This window comes from Undibacterium sp. SXout20W (assembly GCF_049340285.1).
GTDB lineage: Bacteria > Pseudomonadota > Gammaproteobacteria > Burkholderiales > Burkholderiaceae_D > Undibacterium.
Genome location: NZ_JBMPPH010000006.1, coordinates 1 through 20,164 on the forward strand (window position 1 = coordinate 1; position 20,164 = coordinate 20,164).

Below are 20,164 nucleotides of genomic sequence, written 5' to 3' on the forward strand. Positions count from 1 at the left end.
TGGGTGAGATGTGTGTAGTTCATTATGCAATTTCGACTGGCCGGTCAAAAAGGCACAAATGCTATCGCATCTTGCCCTCATTAACCGGTACCGTTCATAAATTGCACTTCATCCTAGAATTCGCCTTTTATTTTTATTTTTATTTTTATTTTTATTTACCAGATTCGATGGGAACATTCCCATCAATACATTGCTTCTTCAGCACATCGCTTGCACGGCTTTCCCCTTCCTTTTAACGGGGAAAAAGTCTCTTCAATCATTGATCAGGCAGGCCACGGCGCATTCTCCTGCGGATAAACCAGAAAACAACAGTGGTGTTTTGCAGTGTAAATTACCGCTTTTATTGACAGAATAAACACCTATACTTTGGATGTTTTTCTAACAACCGATGGATTATCATTATGCAAAATATTCCCAAAATTGCGGCACTGATCGCTATTCTTATATTGTTGTTTATCATTAGCCCGTTTGCCACTATTCCAGCGGGTGAACGCGGCGTTCTCACGACGTTCGGAAAGCCGTCTGAAGAAGTGTATAGCGAAGGAATTCATTTTATTTGGCCAATTGCACAAAAAATGCACAAAGTCAGTGTTGCGATTCAAAAAGGTGAAGGCGACGGCGATGCCGCTTCCAAAGACTTGCAAACTGTTCACACTAAAATCGCCATCAATTACCACGTGCGCCCCGATGCAGTCGTCTCCGTTTATCGCGATTTGGGAAATGAACCTGGCGAAAGAATTATTATTCCTAGCGTTCAAGAAGCGGTAAAAGCAGTTACCGCAAGGTTTACGGCAGAAGAACTCATCTCACGCCGGTCTCAGGTTCGCGATGAAATTGTGATGGCGTTGAAAGAACGCATGGCGAGACACGGTCTGATCGTCGATGAATTTTCTATCGTTAATTTTAATTTCAGTAAAACTTTCAACGAGGCGATCGAAGCAAAAACCACCGCGGATCAATTAAAAATGAAGGCAGAACGAGACCTCCAACGGATTGAAGTAGAGGCAAAACAAAAGGTTTCACGTGCACGCGCAGAAGCTGAAGCTCTTGCACTGCAACGTCAGCAAGTCACGCCTGAATTATTACGTTTGAGAGAAACTGAAAATCAAGCCAGAGCAATTGAAAAGTGGGATGGTCATTTACCTACCACGACCGGCGGCGCAATTCCGTTTATCAACGTCAATGGTAAAGGTAGTACGACTGAAAACAGTCATTAGAAGCTGAAAGGGCTATTTTCTTAGAGTAGTCGGGCGGTTGCAATCGGCGTCTTCAATATGACAGCACCGTTTGCGTCCGACCGACAAAATACGAACATTTTCGCCCTAAGAACCAGGGGATTCCTGCGAAGTCTACGCCTACAAAATCATGCCACACCGCCAGCACCAACTTACATTGCAAAGCGCTGACGCTGATTAAATATCACCAAATTAAATAGCCGCCTGTATTATGTCTTGCGGCTGAAAATCGGTACTTTCTATTGGGCGCAATGCGACCATACTAAATCCTTTGCTTGCGCTAATAAGGTGACCTGGTTGAATAGTTTCGGGGCCATTCTTTGTTTTGATTTTCAACGCACGATCAACTTCAAATTTTACGCCGCGCGGGACAAGTAATTGTGTTGAATTTTGATAGGTTCCCTTGATCGCACGAATCATTTCTATTTTTTTTTCTGGTCTTCCGTTGAAGTGCTTAATTGCACCCCTGGCTGCACATCAATCACAATGGCTTCTGCATACTGACTTAACACGCGTAATTCGATATAAACCTGTCCTGTTTGTGGACGCAAAATGCGTTGAATTACCCCTAGCTGCGGTTGATGCCAATCCGTCTGTTCCAACATATATGCAGCCAAGTCACCAATATTCATCACTGACGTATGACGACTTTCTAACGTTGACAAGCAAATCAATTTATCATCTTGATGACGTAAGAACCAGGCACTACCGGCACTTGTTTCAGCGTCGTCTGAAAACACAGCTGAATGTCTCGCTAGCAAATCGGACATCCGTTGCCCCACGCCCTTCCATCCACCGCCAGTTCCAATATGATGCAGTAAAGAGAAAACGTCGTTAAAGCCAATAAAAATCCGCAGGTCTGGCACTTCTTTTTTCTGGTCAATAAAGATCGACTGGCGACTCGGATAATCTCGATAACATTGGTATTGCAATTGCGCGATGGCGAGGCGTTCATCTGGGCTAAACAAACTAAGATGTTTAGATAACGGTGCTGAAGTCTCATACTGCCGCGACCGTAATACCTGTGCCAGATCAGACGTTAAGGCAACTTGTAATTGATCCCACTGTAAGCACAATGGTTCGATCTCATTGGCTCCCTTAATTTGCGTAAAACGCATAGGTAAAATATCAGCACAATACACCAATGAAGTATGGGCATTCTTGGGCAGATTGGCGCTCTGATGCAATGCAATTTTTAATTCGCCCAAACCGATTGAGCGCTGCAACCACATTTGCCATTGCACTGGCCAATAACTAAGTTGTAAGCGTTCGACGATTTGCAACGAAAGATAGACGTCAATTGATCGCGTGGTTGCTGTTGGCGTGTCCGAACGGTATTGCTGCTCAAGGGGTTTTAGAACAATATTCATACGCTCGGATGCCGCCAGAATATGAATCAGCGTATTGGCCATATTCCAGGATTTAGCCGTCAATTCCTGGTAACGCAATCCTTTTATTGTTTGTTTTAATTTCAAAAATTCGAACAAACGAAAGATCGCCAAATCTAAGTTCGGAAGTGAACGTGCATAACGAAAACGTGAGCATTGTTGAAAATATTGGATCAACAAACCATGCGAATTGATCAATTCTGTACAGATCGTAATCATGCATTCAAGTAGCTGTGCGCGCTTGTCACTATCAGGAACACCGCCGTCCTTAGAAAATCGTGTTACCAACACCACTGCAAGCGGATAGAACAATCCCGTCAGACGATGGTTGTACTCTTCTCGTCTGGCAACACTCGCTTTACTCCGGTTGAGCTGTTTGAGGTTTTTAAGTAGCAATGACAAAAACTCGGCATCGTCCGCATCTGTCGCGCGTTTTTTTGTAATTGATACAGCGTATTAAGAACCGGTAAGGTTGTCGATTTGATGAGTGGAAGTGAGAAAGCAAAGGGAATGCGTTTCTCAGGATAATTCAAACCTAACCAGTTATGCAGCCATTGCGGGATAAAAGCCATAGATCATTGATGCAGTCAGAAATATGATCAATTATAGCAATTTAATCAATAAAATACCTTTTTTACAATCATATGAAGACCGCCAGCAACGATACTAGCAATTCAGTTACTCCTCAGTTACCCCCGTCACAGTGTGAGCATGAATTGATCATGAATTGAGGAAGCATTGAGCTTGCGCGCATCGCATCGCATCGCATCTTAAAGCGTACCTATCGTAATGAAAAATAAAAAAACCTCATCCGTTATCAAGTAATAGGATGAGGTCATTTTATATTGCCTTAGGTTCAAACTTGGTATGAGCCATCTTGCAAAAAATTCAGCTAACCGGATGATCATCCGGTTAGCTCGTCGGATTGTTAGTTGCGGATCAAATGATCAAATGCACCTAATGCTGCTTTTGCACCTTCGCCTACCGCAATCACAATTTGTTTGTACGGCACTGTAGTCACGTCGCCAGCAGCGAATACGCCCGGTAATGAAGTCTGGCCGCGGGCATCAACAATTATTTCTCCGTGACGGGATAACTCTAAAGTACCTTTCAACCATTCGGTATTTGGAACCAGGCCAATTTGCACAAATACGCCTTCTAACTCAATATGCTTGAGTGCTTCCGTCGAACGCTCTTTATAACTGATTCCGTTAACCTTTTTGCCATCACCGTGAATTTCCGTGGTTTGTGCATGGGTGATCACGGAGACGTTTGGCAAGCTGTGCAGCTTTTTCTGCAACACGGCATCTGCCCGCAACTCGGCTGCGAATTCGATCAAGGTAACGTGACCGACGATACCGGCAAGATCAATCGCCGCCTCTACACCAGAGTTACCGCCACCAATCACAGCAACGCGTTTGCCTTTAAACAAAGGACCATCGCAGTGTGGGCAATAGGCGACGCCATGATTACGGTACTCTGTTTCACCAGGCACATTGACTTCGCGCCAGCGTGCACCCGTTGCCAAAATCACCGTCTTCGCTTTCAAGGTCGCACCACTTGCAAGACCAATTTCTGTCATGCCGTCTTTTTGCGTGAGCTTGTCTGCACGCTGCAAATTAGTGATATCAACCTCGTACGCTTTAACGTGCTGTTCGAGAGCAACCGCAAATTTCGGTCCTTCCGTTTCTGTCACTGATACAAAATTCTCGATCGACATCGTATCTAAAACTTGCCCGCCAAAACGCTCCGCAACGATGCCCGTACGAATACCTTTGCGCGCTGCATAAATTGCTGCCGCCGCACCTGCCGGACCACCACCGACAATCAGCACATCGTAAGGGGCTTTTGCGTCTAATTTTTCTGCCGCACGTTGAACGGAACCGGTATCAAGTTTGGCCAGAATTTCTTCGACCGACATGCGTCCCTGACCAAACACTTGACCGTTCAGATAAATCGTCGGCACCGCCATGATTTGACGTTGCTCGACTTCTGCCTGGAACAAAGCCCCATCAATCGTCACCGATTTAATACGTGGATTGAGCACCGCCATCAAATTTAACGACTGCACGACTTCAGGACAGTTTTGGCAAGACAACGAGATATAGGTTTCAAAATGAAAATCACCATCCAGATTTTTGATCTGCGCGATCACGTCGGCATCGACTTTCGGCGGATGTCCACCAGCCTGCAATAATGCCAATACGAGCGATGTGAATTCATGGCCCATCGGGATACCCGCAAAGCTGACGGATATATCGTGACCAGGAGAAGTGATCGCAAACGAAGGCTTACGGATCGCGGGATCATTATTTTCGGACAAAGAAATCTTATCCGACAATTCGGCGATTTCATGAAGCAAACTTTGCATCTCTTTTGCCTTGTCACTGTCATCAAAAGACGCAACCAATTGGATAGGGCGGGTCAATCGTTCGAGATAAGCTTTGAGCTGGGTTTTGAGTGTATTGTCTAGCATGATATTTCTTTCCTATTTTCAGCTTGGTGTATTTAGGACTGATGCAGAATGGTCCCAACCGGGCAAGACGACGAAGGTGATGGATACGACGGCGAAGTGCCAAAAAATGCGGGGCAATTTTGCATCAGCCCACACTCTGATCAACGAGATCAGAGTGTGGTGTACAGCGAAGAATCTTCAATAATTCTGCGCAGTATTACGAATCAGATTACCTGGCAATTGCAGGTCAATCATGACGACTTAGATCTTGCCAACCAGATCCAAGGATGGTGTCAATGTTTCTGCACCTGGTGTCCATTTTGCTGGGCAAACTTCACCTGGATGGCTAGCAACGTATTGCGCTGCCTGTACTTTACGCAGCAATTCTTTTGCATCACGGCCGATACCGTTGTCATGCACTTCCAATACTTTGATTTCGCCAGCTGGGTTCACAACGAATGTACCGCGCAGTGCCAGGCCTTCTTCTTCGATCAGCACTTCAAAATTGCGGGAAATCGCCAATGTTGGATCAGCAATCATTGGGTAAGTGATTTTGCCGATAGTGTCTGACGTGTCATGCCATGCTTTGTGGGTGAAATGTGTGTCAGTAGAAACTGAGTAGATTTCAACGCCTAGTTTTTGAAATTCAGCGTAGTGGTCAGCCAGATCACCTAATTCTGTTGGGCAAACGAAAGTAAAGTCTGCTGGGTAGAATACGAAAACAGACCATTTGCCGTTCAGATCTTCATTCGTTACTGGTACAAATTTACCATTGTGGTAAGCAGTTGCTTTGAATGGTTTTACGATTGTATTAATCAATGACATGGTAATTTCCTTAGTGGTTGAAACGTGTCTTATTTACTTACTTGCTTATTGCTTGCTTATTGCTTGCTTATTGCTTGCTGATTGCTTGCTTAGTTACGTCATGTGCTACGTGATGAAGTATCTATGATAGTGCGTTTTTACATATATGAAAAACTAATTAATTTTATCGACTCAATTAATTTTAACTATCACATCAAGTATACCGTAAATTTCCTTCTTCCATATGTCATGCCCCTTCTATGATCAAGGATTAGTAATAACTTTGAATAATCACCTCGAAAAAGCAATTTTTTTGCATTGCAATACAGGAAAAACGTGATTTATCTTTGCGCAACGTTATAATTCCCGACCACTTCAATTCAAAGGTCACCTACTGTGTCTGATCGACTTGCCGTTCTCACTCAATACCTATTGCCTAAGCAGGCACTCACTGCGTTGGCCGGCAAAGCAGCTAATGCGGCATGGGGCAAAGTAACGACCAATTTCATTCGCTGGTTTGTTGCTAAATACCAGGTCAATATGAATGAAGCAAACAATCCAGACATCACCAGTTACGCGACCTTTAATGATTTTTTTACGCGCCCTTTAAAACATGGCGCACGTCCCTTAGCCAATAGTGATCTGATCTGCCCGGTGGACGGCGCTATCAGCCAATTCGGACCGATTGCACAAGGACAGATTTTTCAGGCAAAGGGACATGAATTCTCAACCACCGCGCTCATTGGCGGCGACAGCAAGGCTGCCGCTGAATATGCAAACGGGAGTTTCGCGAACATCTATCTTAGCCCGCGCGACTACCACCGGATTCACATGCCTTGCGATGGCAAGCTGACGCGCATGGTCTATGTGCCTGGTGATTTATTTTCAGTGAATCCAACGACGGCACGGGGGGTGCCAAATTTGTTTGCCCGAAATGAGCGTGTCGTGTGTTTCTTTGAATCAGCCGCAGGTAATTTTGTGATGACATTAGTGGGTGCAACCATCGTCGGTAGCATGGCCACTGTATGGCATGGGATTATTAATCCACCACGTCCAGGTAAAGTCCGCTCATGGGATTATCAGGATCAAAATATCGTCCTCAAAAAAGGCGAAGAAATGGGGCGTTTCATGCTTGGCTCCACCGTCGTCTTACTGTTCCCACAAGCGGATATACGTTTCAACGCATCCTGGAAACCTGCCAGCGGCGTCAAGCTCGGTGAGTCAATGGCTGACTTCGCGTAACCACACACTTAGCTGCCCACTTAATTGCGCACGTAACTGCAACTTCAGCTCCCACGTTGTCATCCCCTGGAAGGGCGATGGCCGACCATCCAAACACTGTCTGCCCTCTTAGTAGGGCGTACTGACTCCTGCATACTGTCGCTCTGACAAAGTCCTGCAAACCACGCCGTTTCAACACAAATCTGACAACGCATAAAGTCACGTAAATGACTAAATTCCTTGCAAAAGTCTTTTTTTTCGTTAATAATTAAATGCGAATTATTCTCATTTAATGTAAGTATATTTAATTTAATTTGATTAAATTCGATTTAATTGGATTTTTATTTTACCCACTAACGAAAGACAGCAATGAATACTCATGAGCAACATGAAGTCATACAAATCGCCATCGACCAGGTCGCCGTGCGCGATCGCAACACGATGCAACCTGTCCTGCGACACAAAAGTAAGGACCTCATGCAAAATCGCAGAGAGCTTGAAATAGATCATGAAGGCCGAATTTATCGTTTGCGGGTCACTCAATTAAATAAACTGATCCTAACCGCCTGAATTGAATACCGTCAGCCAGCTAAGCAGTGAATTGCCAGTCAGCCAAGCCACCCATGACTCAAGGGAGAACGATTGTGCAACACATTTTATATCGCAGTATTCCAACTGACAGCTTCACTGATCGACCAACGGAAGCTCCATCTAAAACGCAACAGCACGCAGAGTTATTACTTTCCGCTGCCTTGCACCTGATGTCCCATTACAGCGTCAAATCGGTTTTACCAGAAGGAAGTACGGCCTGCCTTAAGCTTGCATCGGTCATCGAGAGACACTTAAAAGCCTTAAGTGAAATGCCGGAAATGACACCCGTTCTCCTTGCCACATGTCAACAATTGCATGAACAGTGGGCGGGATTTATTGATGAACAGTTAATTCTACAGCAGAAGAAAAGCCGCTATTCATTTGGCTTATTCGGTTCTGATACGGTGCTAAAAAGCTAGATGTCTTTACAGATGACAGATGAAATTTGGCAGGTCGGAGGATACATCGGGCGACCTGCCAATGGATTGCGTGTAACTGAATTACGAGGGGATCGTATCTTTAAACGATGGGCGCTCTGCCAATTTAGCTGCAAGTTTTGCCAGATTAGGATAATCAGTTCTCCAGTCAATTTCAGGAAAACGGAAACTTAACCACTCGACGGCGCAGACCACACTGATATCGGCCAGCGTCATATGATTGCCTGAACAAAATGGCGTTTCAGCCAAGCCAGTCGACATAGCTTTGAGTCCAGCATTGACCTTTGCCATTTGACGCGCAATCCACTCGTCGCTCTGCTGTTGCGCCGGACGCAAGGTTTTTTCAAGACGAACCAATATAGCTGCATCGAGCACACCGTCCGCCAGCGCTTCCCAGCATTTCACCTCAGCGCGCTCACGGCCCAAGGCCGGAATCAGTTTGCCGACCGGGGTTAACGTGTCCAAATACTCAACGATCACACGCGAATCGAACATCGCACCACCATCTTCCATTAGTAGGCACGGAACTTTGCCCAAAGGATTAGATTCTTGAATTGTCGTGTCGCTGGCCCAGACATTTTCCAATAAAAACGCGTAGTCAAGTTTCTTTTCCGCCATTACAACACGGACTTTTCTAACGTAGGGACTGGTGGTGGAGCCGATGAGTTTCATAGTTTTTACAAGAATAATAGTGACTTGATTATAGCATTCTGAATATCAAAAGCTGCTTTCACCAAGGCAAGACGGATTGCACATGTGCCACAAATTTCCGCAAACCAACCTGGTAAAGCCTGCTTTAAGTGCCTATGAAATGGTAAAATCGCGGTTTAGCCGCAAAAACAAACCAAAGCAAGTAAAGACAGTCAAAAAACTTAGCTTAATTTAAAACCTTGAATTAGTTAGAAAATAACCGACGAGTGTTGTTTTTTGCGCAAGCCTTTCCATCTTACATTACCACATCGAGCAATCATGTCCTTATCCGCCCTCTCCGCCCTTTCCCCTCTTGATGGCCGTTACGCGAGCAAAGTTGATGCCTTGCGTAAAACTTTATCCGAAGCTGGCTTTATGCATCACCGCGTGAAAGTCGAAATTTCCTGGTTACAAGCTTTATCGGAAGCTGGCTTTGATGAAATCAAACCATTTTCCGCAGCCGCAAATACCTTGCTCAATAAAATGGTTGCCGATTTTTCTGAGGTTGATGCACAGCGTATTAAAGATATTGAAGCGGTGACTAACCATGATGTGAAAGCCGTTGAATACTGGCTCAAAGAACAAGTCAAAGATGTGCCAGAGTTAGTAGCTGCCAGCGAATTCATCCATTTTGCGTGTACGTCGGAAGACATCAATAACACCTCACATGGGATGATGTTGAAAACTGCTCGTGATAGCGTGATGTTGCCCTCTCTGCAAAAATTGATTACCCGTTTAACTGAGTTAGCACACACCAACGCTGACGTACCGATGCTGTCGCGTACGCACGGCCAGGCAGCCAGCCCGACGACGCTCGGCAAAGAAATGGCCAACGTCACCGCGCGTCTCCAGCGTGCAATAAAACGGATCGAACAAGTTGAGATTCTTGGCAAAATGAATGGTGCTGTTGGTAACTACAACGCGCACTTGTCCGCTTACCCGCACTATGATTGGGAAAGCTTCTCTAAAAATGTGATTGAACAACGTCTGGGCCTCACATACAACCCGTACACAATTCAAATTGAACCACATGATTACATGGCAGAACTGTTTGATGCGTTTGCCCGCGTGAATACAATTTTGCTGGATTTAAATCGGGACATCTGGGGCTACATCTCAGTTGGCTATTTCAAGCAAAAAACCAAAGCGGGCGAAATTGGCTCGTCCACAATGCCGCACAAAGTTAACCCTATCGATTTTGAAAACTCAGAAGGTAATCTCGGTCTGGCAAATTCATTGTTGCGTCACCTGTCAGAAAAATTGCCTGTCTCCCGTTGGCAGCGTGATCTGACTGATTCGACGGTTCTGCGTAATATTGGCGTCGCGCTTGGTTACACACTTCTCGCTTACGATAGTTGCCTGCGCGGCCTCAACAAGCTGGAAACCAATCCTGAACGCCTGGCTGCAGATTTGGATGCAACATGGGAAGTCCTCGCTGAGCCAGTGCAAACGGTAATGCGCCGCTATGCAATTGAAAACCCTTACGAGCAATTAAAAGAATTGACACGTGGCAAAGGTATCTCCAAAGAAGCATTGCGCGAATTCGTCGAAGGACTGGCAATTCCACAAGAAGCAAAAGACGTATTGCTGGCAATGACACCGGCAAACTACATCGGTATCGCCGCAAAATTGGCCAAAGCCATCTAATTTATCGCACTTGAATTTGCCAACAGGCAAGAGCAAAATGCAAATGAAAAAGCGCAATCAATTTGTTTTGATTGCGCTTTTTTTTCTGAGCTCTATAGTCAATACAGGGTAATGTGTGCACGTGCATGTGCTATTTACCTCTATTTACATCAATTTACCTCTAATTGCCTCAGATCATCTTTTGCTGAAAATTAGCACTCCTCAGCAGACTTGAACTTTTTTTGCTATATTAGTTCTAACACGAACTAAATTTTATATGAACAGGAGTTTTTGAATGACGGACAATCAACGTTATCCAGCCGTAATCGTCGTTTTACATTGGTTGATCGCAGCCTTAATTGTTGCCGCTTTTGCGCTCGGCACAGTGATGACCGACATGCGTATCAGCCCAACGAAATTGCAATACTATTCCTATCATAAATGGTTAGGCGTCACCGTTCTGGGATTAGTCGCGATACGCCTTTTAGCACGTCTATTCAGTACTGCACCAACCTACCCGGCAGCAATGAGCCAATGGCAAACCAAAGCTGCCGACGCCGCACATCTGCTGTTGTATGTACTGATGTTCGCGGTGCCACTATCCGGCTATTTTTATACGTCTGCCGCAGGCTATCCTGTGGTCTACCTCGGACTATTCGAATTACCGACCATCATAGGGCCAAATCCAGAGCTAAAACATACACTCAAAGAATTACACGAATTACTAACGAATGTGCTTTTGGGCGTTGTTATTTTGCATGTATTAGCTGCTCTCAAGCATCAATTTATTGATAAAGATGGCCTGTTACGCCGCATGAGTTTGAAAAATAAGTAAGTCTGAAAGTAAGTCTGAAAGTAAGTCTGAGAAACAATCTAAAGGGTTATTATGAAATTCCGTCTCAATACCAAACACCTTGTTGCCTCGGCAATCGTCGCTGCAGTAGCAATACCAGCGCTTGCTGCTGTCGCTAAACTTGATAATGCTAAAAGTACAGTCAGCATCGTATTCAAACAAATGAATGTGCCGGTCGATGCAAAATTTAAAAAATTTAGCGCCAACATTGATTACAACGCCACTAAACCTGAAACCTCGAAAGCAAACGTCGAGATCGATCTTGCTAGCTTCGATTTGGGTGACGCCGAATACAACAAAGAAGTCTTGAAAAAAGAATGGTTTAACGCCGCGCAATTTCCGAAAGCCAACTTTGTCGCCACGAGCATGAAAGTGAGCGGAGCAGGAAAACTCGATGTCAATGGCACGCTCACCATCAAAGGCAAATCAGCAAATGTCACTTTCCCGATGAGCGTTAAGCAAGAAGGCGCGAATCAAATATTTGACGGCAGCTTACCAATCAAGCGACTGGCCTTCAATATTGGCGAAGGCGAATGGAAAGACACCAGCATGGTCGCCGACGAAGTAACAATTAAGTTTCATGTAGTCACCACGCAGTAAAACAAAGTAAAAACCAAGTCGTCATCACACGTTAATCAAGGATGTCATCGTTCAAGGTTGGCATCCCATTTTCATCCACTCAGGAGCAATCAATGAAATTAGCAAAACTCATCGCCGCAGCTTTAGTTGTTAGTGCAGCCCCGGCATTCGCTGACAACTATACGATCGAGCCATCACATACCTATCCTAGTTTTGAAGCTGACCATATGGGCATCTCCGTATGGCGCGGAAAGTTTGATAAAACCAGCGGCACTGTTTCTTTAGACCGCGCAGCAAAAACTGGCACTGTCGATATTACAATCGATACATCGTCTATCGATTTTGGCTTTGTCAAAATGAATGACCATGCCAAGTCTGCCGATATGTTCAATGTAGAAAAATTCCCAACTGCGACCTACAAAGGCACATCTATCAAATTCAACGGCGATACGCCAGTTGCGGTGGAAGGTCAGTTCACATTGTTAGGCGTGACTAAACCATTGACATTAACGATCAATAAATTCAAATGTATTCAACATCCAATGTTGAAAAAAGAAGTGTGCGGCGCTGATGCTTCTGCGGAATTCAAACGTACAGATTTTGGTTTGAACTATGGCACACCACGTTTTGCACCAGAAGTAAAATTGTCGATCCAGGTTGAAGCAGTTCGCGCTGACTAACTCCCGCCAGACCAACCAATGATCTCCCCAATTGCGCGCTGATCATTGGTGCCGGTTCTGACCGTCACAACGTAGAACCGGCATCCTTAAAAGAATCAAAAATGAGTAAACGTTACCTTCGCAGCATCCGCTTGTTATCCGAATGTATGCAGCTGTTTGAAACAGCATCCAAACGCAATGTACGCCAATTCGGCTACACGCCAGCGCAATTCGACATTATTGCGACACTCGGTAATACGACCGGCATGACCTGCAAAGAACTGGGTGAAAAAACCTTAATTACCAAGGGCACTCTGACCGGCGTACTCGACCGTCTGGAACAAAAAGGCTTAGTCCAACGTGAGCGCGGTGGCGAAGATCGTCGTCAGCTTTTTATAATGCTGACCGCAGAAGGTGAAGCGATATTTAAAGACATTTTCCCTAAAGTCGTGGTCGCTGGCGAACAACGATTTGCCCATTACACCGACGACGACTACCATGCATTAGAGCTCGCCCTGAGCAAATTGAAACAGCATTTGAGTGTCAGCTAAGTGTTGATCAGGTATGCTGATTCAGAGTTAGTGGCGACACAATGATTAAAGTCACTCGCAATAATCCACACTAAAGAAGCCATCAGAAAATCATTGCAGCATAGCAAATTTAAGTATGATTCTAAGAAAAAGCACTTGATCCTAAAAAAAGGACAATATCTCTTTGTATGCGTCAAAAAACAGTCAATAGTCAACGGCAACATGATCGCCAGACAACCACTAGTCAAAAAACAGACAGCAGACAGCAGACAGCAGACAGCATCAGATATTGACTCAGAACAGGTTCATTTAAAGTTGGTATTGCGATTCTTTTCACGCGACATTCAATAGACGAGATTTTTCATGACAGCGACGACAGTTCAATTATTAAACCTCTATCCGGTTTTAAACGAATTACCTGACACAATTCGCGATCAATGTCTGGCTGAAGCAAAACAACTGGTGGTGCCTGGAAACACATCCATATTTGAAGAAGGTCACCCATGTACCGGATTTCCATTGGTAATCAGCGGAAGTATTCGGGTACTTAAATCAACAAAAAGTGGGCGTGAAATACCGCTTTATCGCGTTTTCCCGGGCGAATCTTGCCTCATAACCACCACATGCCTGCTAGGCCGCATCGCCTATAGCGCGCGTGGCTTCACCGAAGAGGAGACGCAATTACTTTTACTGCCTGGAAAATGGTTTGATGAGCTGGCGTCATTTACGTCGTTCAGAGGTTTTCTTTTTCAGCTATTGGCTGATCGAATGGCTGACATGATGCAACTCGTCGAAGAAGTCAGTTTTCAGAGGCTTGATCAAAGACTAGCCAATATTTTGCTGGGCAAGGGAGCGCATCTTCAAGTGACGCACCAACAACTCGCCGATGAACTGGGCAGCGTACGCGAAATGGTCAGTCGCATTTTGGAAACCTTCAGTTCAAAAAATTGGGTGCGACTAGGGCGAGGAAAAATTGAGATTCTAGATCCCGCAGCACTTAGAGTGTTAACAGAAGAACGCTAGAGATAGGCGTATCTCGTTATGTGACTTTGGTTACATACAAAGTATCTGGTCAGATGGTTTACTTGGCATTCCTCGTATGTAAACCAGATCTAAGGAATTATCATGAAACTCAATGTTGGTGGACCAGACCGTATTCTTCGCATCCTTGTAGGCATCGTTTTGATTGGATGGACTTTTGTAGGCGGACCGCAGTGGGCGTGGATTGGAATCGTAGCACTTGCTACCGGTTTATTCAGATTCTGCCCGCTGTATTCCCTATTTGGATTCAATAGCTGTCCAAAATAAAAAACACCCATGCGGATGCCGACCCCGGTATATCCAAAATTATCAACGAACACATTACCGCTTTACTTGAAATATGTCGGAAACTCTCACGCTGAGAGAAATTCTCATCGTGAGAGTCGGGCTTGTGCAACCTATGCTGCCAATCATCATCTGCGAAATTGGCAAGTTGCGCCCGCCCGACGATCGAGTATCCGTATCCATCGCAATATCGCTTTTGATTATCTGAGCTGTAGGCACAGCACTTTGTGTTTCACGGAAAACGGATCAAAAAATATCTTTGTCTGAGCGCAGCGAGTTTAGATACTTTCCCGTTTTAAGTGAAGCTCACATTGTGCAGACACACAGTGACGGCACTTGCCGGGCCAGACCCGGCATGGCTCTAAAAAGAGCGATGGTTTTACCTATCAAAAATGACGATAAAATGACGCAGAAAAAAGAACATCAGGATCGCTTTGGATAGCTTTGAATAAGAGTATTTACTTGACTGTGTCGTGTTAAAGCATTTTTACACTGTACACATTTCTTGTTCCACTGCTGTCGCGATAGCTTCGGCTCCCCGTGAACTGCAGTTGTTTGTGAGCTGCATCCCAGGTCATGGGTTGATGGTTATAGGGGCTTCTGAATGGCTCTTTTGCGCCATTTACATACGCCAGCATTTTATCGTCTGTAATACCCTGGCGACGAATATCCAGCTGCAGACCAACGAGACGTATATAGCCATCAAGATCAGCCACGTTCTCCATGTAAGCGAAATATATATCGTACGGTGTAAATCCGGTATAAAAAAGAATTTTCCCTATGGGATTATATAAATAATGCAGATAAGGCAAATAGGCATGTTCATTGAGAATGGTACCGGGGTCTTGCAGTCCTTTACGAACGCGATCAAACTCAGGCGGCAATATATTCAACGATGGGATCAGCGTTTTCCAACGATCAGCCATTAAATTTTGCGTGGCGTTGACCTGATAAAACAACGTAAAAAAGTGATCTGCAAAATTGTTCGCCTCGGCATATTTGATGGATTTTATGCGTATCAAGCTATATTGCGCCTCATCGGTAAGGGCAGGAACCAACGATAACTCGTCACTTGTCAACGGCGTGAGCATCTTGCCGAGTTCATCGCCATTGCTATTAACAAGCTGTGGATACATTTCCACCAATTCACTGATCGTTTTTACCTGTCGTTTCAACATTGCCGTTATCATCGTCTTGGAACTCAAGGTCGATGACTGGCGCATCAAGCGGCGTAGACAAAGATCATTTCTTTGTAACTGCTCAATTCCTTCTTTTATCTTTCCATCGGCAATATCAAATACCGCCTCAGTAACTGCCATGTCAGAACCTTCCCATAGAGATATATTATTACCCGTTACCAGTACGGGAGATATAGTCGGGGGTTCCGAGAACTGCGGAAGTTGTTGAATCATTTCATAGCGCTTCAGAAGAAGGGCATTTTGGACTAATGCAGTTTCTAAAACTTTTCGATTTAACAGATCTGCTTTAATACAAAAATCAATCCCATCTTTGCATCCTTCATTGTCATGGCGAAAAGAATGCCAAGTAAATCCCGGTACTTTTTTATATTTTACTTTTTCAAAATAATCGATACGACTTGGATTTTCATGAGCCAGGAATGTCAATTTTTCGGTGACTTCCTGACCGATTTTTAAAACGTCCTGGCTTTCATCAGCGTCAATTGCGCTCAATACAATGTAACCATTGCTATTCATCTCAACTGGTTTTTTTGACAAAGCTAAGAGTTCTCCGGCAGCTGGATTCAGCTCTACATCTTTCAAATTGATGACGAAACAGAAAGCAAGAAACGTCACGATCGCAGCGATACTACCGCCTGCAATTCGCAAGAACCAGGTTAAGATTTTTCTTGAATTTGGTGCAGCCAATATTGTTTGGGACGTTGCTTCTTGCATTTGAAATCCTTTGAAAACGGGTTATTGCAATTCACAATCCGAACAAGTTTTAGGGAGCCAGTTCCTATTTAAAGTGCCTTGTTCTTCAAACTTAAGCAATTTAACCAGGTCGAAAAAACTTATCTCGACTCGACGTATTTTTTGAAATTCATCAGAATTGCCTGCCAACCATGCCGCTGCTGTTCTTCGGGATAAGTTGTCTCGGCATCGAATGTAACAGTGACATGAATACCTTCCGACGTATTATCGAAAGTAATTTGTGCAGTGCGATCACCGAACGAATACGCAATGAATTTGTATTCATCAATGTGCGTATAAACCCCAGAAAAATCAAAACCCATACTGCCGTCTTTCGCTTCCATTTTGAATGAAAAATTCCCACCCACACGCAGGTCTACTGTGGCATTGGTTGTCTGCCAATCATCCGATGCGGCATTCCAGATTTTAATCACGTCGGGTGATGTATACGCACGCCAAACTGATTCGAGAGGGGCTTGAACGGTAACATCGACGTTGATTTTCATTGTATGACTCCTAATATCTATACAGCATCTTGCTGCAATACAATCTCACTCAAACACTTCAGAGAAAAATCCGGCACGCGGTACAGCCGCCCTAGCAAAATTTTATTGATCTTTTTTGATCTTTTTTGAGAACAATAAATGAAAGACAACTAAATTGCAATTATATTTTTTCTGGCTATATGAGTCAGTTTTTTGGTTTTGATATGACCAACACTCGATTAAAGTTGTGAAACCTGAAGGGTTCAACATCATATTTTCACCTTTCAAGTACTCTATTGTTAGGATAATAAAACACTCTCACCCCTTTACTCTACGAGAGGTGGACTGAAAGAGGTTTAACTTCACTCTGTTGAATTATGAATAGAAGTTGCAAAAAAAAAGCCAGCAAGCTGGCTTTTTCAAATGATTAATAAATTAAACGACGGCGCCGTCTGTATCGTCTTTCTCTTTGACTGGCTTGATCAGATCTTCACGTTTGACACCCAACCACATCGCAATCGCGGCAGCCACGAAAACCGATGAATAGATACCGAAGCAAATACCAATCGTCAGGGCAACCGCGAAATAATGCAAGGTTGGACCGCCGATTAATAACATGGACAACACCATCATCTGTGTACAGCCATGCGTGATGACTGTACGTGAAATCGTACTAGTGATCGCATTATCGATGACTTCTTTGACCGTCATCTTGCGCTGCTTACGGAAGTTTTCGCGGATACGATCGAAAATAACTACGGATTCGTTGACGGAGTAACCCAACACCGCAAGCACGGCTGCCAGAACGGACAAGTTAAATTCCCACTGGAAGAACGCGAAGAAACCAAGAATGATGACCACGTCATGCAAGTTAGCGAAAATCGCTGCTACCGCAAATTTCCATTCAAAACGAATCGCCAGATAAATCACGACGCCAATGACCACAAACAACAGAGCCATCAGGCCATCGTGCATTAACTCGTCCCCCACTTGTGAACCGACTTGTTCCGTACGTTGCAACTTCACATCTGGGTCAGCGGCCTGCAAAGCAGTGAACACTTTTTTCGCTTGATCGTCTGCCGAAATTTCTTTCGGTGATGGTAAACGAATCACCACGTCCTGTGCTTTACCAAAGGTTTGCACCGGCACATCAACAAAACCCAAGGACTCTACCGTTTTACGCACAGAATCAACGTCAGCGGCTTTGGAGTACGATACTTCCATCACCGTACCGCCGGTAAATTCGACAGATAAATGCAAGCCTCTGTGCAGCAAGAAAAACACGGCAGCAACAAACGTTAAAGCAGAAATGACATTGAAAATCAGCGCATGGCGCATGAAAGGAATGTCTTTTTTAATGCGGAATAATTCCATAATGAATTCCTGAATTCTTATCTAGGCTTATGATTATTTGGCGACGTCAGTCGTAGTAGTTGCATCACCATCTGGTTTCCAGATCTGGCCGATAGACAGTGAAGTCAGTTTCTTTTGGCGACCGTACCAGAGATTCACCACACCGCGCGACACGAACACGGAAGAGAAAATCGATGTCAAAATACCCAGACAATGCACAACCGCAAAACCTTTGATTGGACCCGAACCAAAAATCAACAGAGCCAGACCAACGATGAAGGTGGTCACGTTGGAGTCAAGAATAGTCGCCCATGCATGTCCAAAACCTTCTTCGATCGCTTTTTGTGGTGATTTACCGCCACGTAATTCTTCACGGATACGTTCGTTAATCAGCACGTTAGCATCAATCGCCATACCCAGAGCCAAAGCAATCGCGGCGATACCAGGCAATGTCAGCGTTGCTTGCAACAGGGACAAAGTAGCGACCAGCAACAACAAGTTGACCGACAATGCCAGAACACTGAATGCGCCGAACAACATGTAATACACGATCATGAAGATGGAGATTGCAGCAAAACCATACAATGTTGAATTGCGGCCTTGTTTGATGTTTTCTACGCCTAACTGCGGGCCAATCGTACGTTCTTCGATGATTTCCATCGGTGCGGCCAACGAGCCTGCACGCAACAACAGAGCCAGATCACTTGCCGCAGCAGCAGTACCCATCCCAGTAATCTGGAATCGGGAACCGAGTTCGTCGTTGATCGTTGGCGCAATCAATACGTCGCCTTTGCCTTTTTCAAACAGCACGATCGCCATGCGCTTACCAATTCGGGTACGGGTGGCATCACGCATTTTGCGACCACCTTCGCCATTAAGGTCAACGGAAACCGCTGCTTGTTGACGTTGGTCGAAACTCGCGGAAGCGCTTGTAATATAATCACCTGTCACAACGGGATCTTTATTCAAAATCAACCATTCACCACGATTTGATTTGAATAATTCAGCACCAAAAGGCACTGGTGTATTCGCATCCACAGCACCAATTACACTGTCGTCCAGCAAGCGTACTTCGAGCGTTGCGGTACGTCCGATGATTTCTTTTGCACGTGCAACGTCCTGCACACCAGGCAATTGGACAACGATACGATCAGGACCTTGTTGCTGAATAATCGGTTCAGCAACGCCTAATTCGTTCACGCGTTTGGATAAGGCGGTAATATTTTGCTTCACGCCTTCAGTAACCACCGCCTTTAAGGCTTCTGGCTTCAGACTTGCTTGTAAATTAAATTCCGTTGCATCGCTTCCTGCGGCTTCAACAAAATTCACGTCGGGTAATTGCGATACCAAGGCCGCTTTGGCGGCAGCACGCGTTTCAGCGTCACGGAATTTAATCGAAATGACGTCAGCGTCACGACCAATGCCAGCATGATGAATTTCTTTATCACGCAAAATTGCGCGAACGCTGGATTGCAAACCTTGCACCCGTTTATTTAATACAGCCTTGGTATCGACTTGCATCAGGAAATGCACACCACCGCGCAAGTCCAGACCCAGATACATCGGTAAGGCATTTAAACTTTGCATCCACTTAGGTGTGTTTGACAATAGGTTGAAAGCGACCGTGTAAGTAGGATCTGCCGGGTCTGTATTCAGGGCTTTTTCGATGACATCTTTGGCTTTGAACTGGGTATCGGTGTCAGTGAAACGAGCACGCACCGTGCCTTGCAAACCATTAAAATCGTAAAAAATGCCGTTGTCTTTGATGCCTGCCTGTTGCAAGGCTTGTTCAACCGTCGTCGACAAGCTGCTATCAATTTTAACTGTCGATTTCGCGCTACTGATTTGTACGGCAGGCGACTCGCCAAAAAAATTCGGTGCCGTATATAAACCGCCAAAAACCAGCGCGATTAAAATCAACAGATACTTCCAGAGTGGGTAGCGATTCATAATAAAAATAGAAGTGGAAGCTAAAAAGCACAACGCAGTCCAAAACTTGAT

The 20,164-nt window shown here is 44.8% G+C and carries 20 protein-coding genes; 11 read left to right on the forward strand and 9 right to left on the reverse strand.

The window, feature by feature from the left end:
- Positions 1-401: 401 nt before the first annotated feature.
- Complete coding sequence (locus ACO0K1_RS05125) at positions 402-1,217, forward strand: prohibitin family protein (protein ID WP_423023372.1); 816 nt, start codon at positions 402-404, stop codon at positions 1,215-1,217.
- 210 nt (positions 1,218-1,427) lie between these two features.
- Here the strand turns inward: ACO0K1_RS05125 and ACO0K1_RS05130 are convergent, their stop codons facing one another.
- The 4 genes from ACO0K1_RS05130 to ahpC form a co-directional block, all read right to left on the reverse strand.
- Positions 1,428-1,655, reverse strand: a complete 228-nt coding sequence (locus ACO0K1_RS05130) for a hypothetical protein (protein ID WP_423023374.1) — start codon at positions 1,653-1,655, stop codon at positions 1,428-1,430.
- Between the two features lie 2 nt (positions 1,656-1,657).
- Complete coding sequence (locus ACO0K1_RS05135) at positions 1,658-3,025, reverse strand: hypothetical protein (protein ID WP_423023376.1); 1,368 nt, start codon at positions 3,023-3,025, stop codon at positions 1,658-1,660.
- Between the two features lie 526 nt (positions 3,026-3,551).
- A complete protein-coding gene (gene ahpF, locus ACO0K1_RS05140; RefSeq protein WP_423023378.1) occupies positions 3,552-5,099 on the reverse strand; it encodes an alkyl hydroperoxide reductase subunit F in 1,548 nt (515 codons plus the stop codon).
- 240 nt (positions 5,100-5,339) lie between these two features.
- The gene (gene ahpC / locus ACO0K1_RS05145) at positions 5,340-5,903 is read right to left on the reverse strand and encodes an alkyl hydroperoxide reductase subunit C (RefSeq protein ID WP_423023380.1); all 564 of its coding nucleotides are present in this window, start codon (positions 5,901-5,903) and stop codon (positions 5,340-5,342) included.
- A gap of 375 nt (positions 5,904-6,278) precedes the next feature.
- Here ahpC and asd point away from each other — a divergent pair, with 375 nt between their 5' ends.
- From asd to ACO0K1_RS05160, 3 genes are all read left to right on the forward strand, one after another.
- Entirely contained in the window at positions 6,279-7,124 is an 846-nt protein-coding gene (asd, locus tag ACO0K1_RS05150; RefSeq protein WP_423023382.1) for an archaetidylserine decarboxylase, read from the forward strand.
- A 348-nt stretch (positions 7,125-7,472) separates the two neighbouring features.
- The gene (hemP, locus tag ACO0K1_RS05155; RefSeq protein WP_423023384.1) at positions 7,473-7,673 is read left to right on the forward strand and encodes a hemin uptake protein HemP; all 201 of its coding nucleotides are present in this window, start codon (positions 7,473-7,475) and stop codon (positions 7,671-7,673) included.
- A gap of 74 nt (positions 7,674-7,747) precedes the next feature.
- Positions 7,748-8,113, forward strand: coding sequence for a hypothetical protein (locus ACO0K1_RS05160; RefSeq protein ID WP_423023386.1), 366 nt, complete (start codon positions 7,748-7,750; stop codon positions 8,111-8,113).
- A gap of 81 nt (positions 8,114-8,194) precedes the next feature.
- Here ACO0K1_RS05160 and ACO0K1_RS05165 read toward each other — a convergent pair whose 3' ends face one another.
- A complete protein-coding gene (locus ACO0K1_RS05165) occupies positions 8,195-8,803 on the reverse strand; it encodes a glutathione S-transferase N-terminal domain-containing protein (RefSeq protein WP_423023388.1) in 609 nt (202 codons plus the stop codon).
- Positions 8,804-9,100: 297 nt separating this feature from the next.
- Here ACO0K1_RS05165 and purB point away from each other — a divergent pair, with 297 nt between their 5' ends.
- The 7 genes from purB (at position 9,101) to ACO0K1_RS05200 (ending at position 14,376) form a co-directional block, all read left to right on the forward strand.
- Positions 9,101-10,468: an adenylosuccinate lyase gene (purB, locus tag ACO0K1_RS05170; RefSeq protein WP_423023390.1), complete on the forward strand. Its 1,368-nt coding sequence runs from the start codon at positions 9,101-9,103 to the stop codon at positions 10,466-10,468.
- A gap of 274 nt (positions 10,469-10,742) precedes the next feature.
- On the forward strand, positions 10,743-11,282 hold the full coding sequence (locus tag ACO0K1_RS05175) for a cytochrome b (RefSeq protein WP_423023392.1): 540 nt from the start codon (positions 10,743-10,745) through the stop codon (positions 11,280-11,282).
- A gap of 51 nt (positions 11,283-11,333) precedes the next feature.
- The gene (locus ACO0K1_RS05180; RefSeq protein WP_423023394.1) at positions 11,334-11,900 is read left to right on the forward strand and encodes a YceI family protein; all 567 of its coding nucleotides are present in this window, start codon (positions 11,334-11,336) and stop codon (positions 11,898-11,900) included.
- 92 nt (positions 11,901-11,992) lie between these two features.
- A complete protein-coding gene (locus tag ACO0K1_RS05185) occupies positions 11,993-12,559 on the forward strand; it encodes a YceI family protein (protein WP_423023396.1) in 567 nt (188 codons plus the stop codon).
- Positions 12,560-12,660: 101 nt separating this feature from the next.
- On the forward strand, positions 12,661-13,089 hold the full coding sequence (locus tag ACO0K1_RS05190) for a MarR family winged helix-turn-helix transcriptional regulator (protein ID WP_423023398.1): 429 nt from the start codon (positions 12,661-12,663) through the stop codon (positions 13,087-13,089).
- Positions 13,090-13,431: 342 nt separating this feature from the next.
- Positions 13,432-14,091 carry a Crp/Fnr family transcriptional regulator gene (locus ACO0K1_RS05195; RefSeq protein WP_423023400.1) on the forward strand — a complete coding sequence of 220 codons (660 nt, stop codon included), beginning with the start codon at positions 13,432-13,434 and terminating at the stop codon, positions 14,089-14,091.
- A 102-nt stretch (positions 14,092-14,193) separates the two neighbouring features.
- Positions 14,194-14,376 carry a YgaP family membrane protein gene (locus tag ACO0K1_RS05200; RefSeq protein ID WP_423023402.1) on the forward strand — a complete coding sequence of 61 codons (183 nt, stop codon included), beginning with the start codon at positions 14,194-14,196 and terminating at the stop codon, positions 14,374-14,376.
- A gap of 494 nt (positions 14,377-14,870) precedes the next feature.
- On the opposite strand, the gene ACO0K1_RS05205 is transcribed toward ACO0K1_RS05200, so the two are convergent.
- The 4 genes from ACO0K1_RS05205 to secD all read right to left on the reverse strand — a co-directional run bounded on the left by ACO0K1_RS05205 (position 14,871) and on the right by secD (position 20,113).
- On the reverse strand, positions 14,871-16,307 hold the full coding sequence (locus ACO0K1_RS05205; protein ID WP_423023404.1) for a hypothetical protein: 1,437 nt from the start codon (positions 16,305-16,307) through the stop codon (positions 14,871-14,873).
- Between the two features lie 119 nt (positions 16,308-16,426).
- Positions 16,427-16,831, reverse strand: a complete 405-nt coding sequence (locus ACO0K1_RS05210; protein ID WP_423023406.1) for an SRPBCC domain-containing protein — start codon at positions 16,829-16,831, stop codon at positions 16,427-16,429.
- Between the two features lie 414 nt (positions 16,832-17,245).
- The gene (gene secF / locus ACO0K1_RS05215; RefSeq protein WP_186910997.1) at positions 17,246-18,184 is read right to left on the reverse strand and encodes a protein translocase subunit SecF; all 939 of its coding nucleotides are present in this window, start codon (positions 18,182-18,184) and stop codon (positions 17,246-17,248) included.
- Between the two features lie 33 nt (positions 18,185-18,217).
- Complete coding sequence (gene secD / locus ACO0K1_RS05220) at positions 18,218-20,113, reverse strand: protein translocase subunit SecD (protein WP_423023408.1); 1,896 nt, start codon at positions 20,111-20,113, stop codon at positions 18,218-18,220.
- Positions 20,114-20,164: the final 51 nt, after the last annotated feature.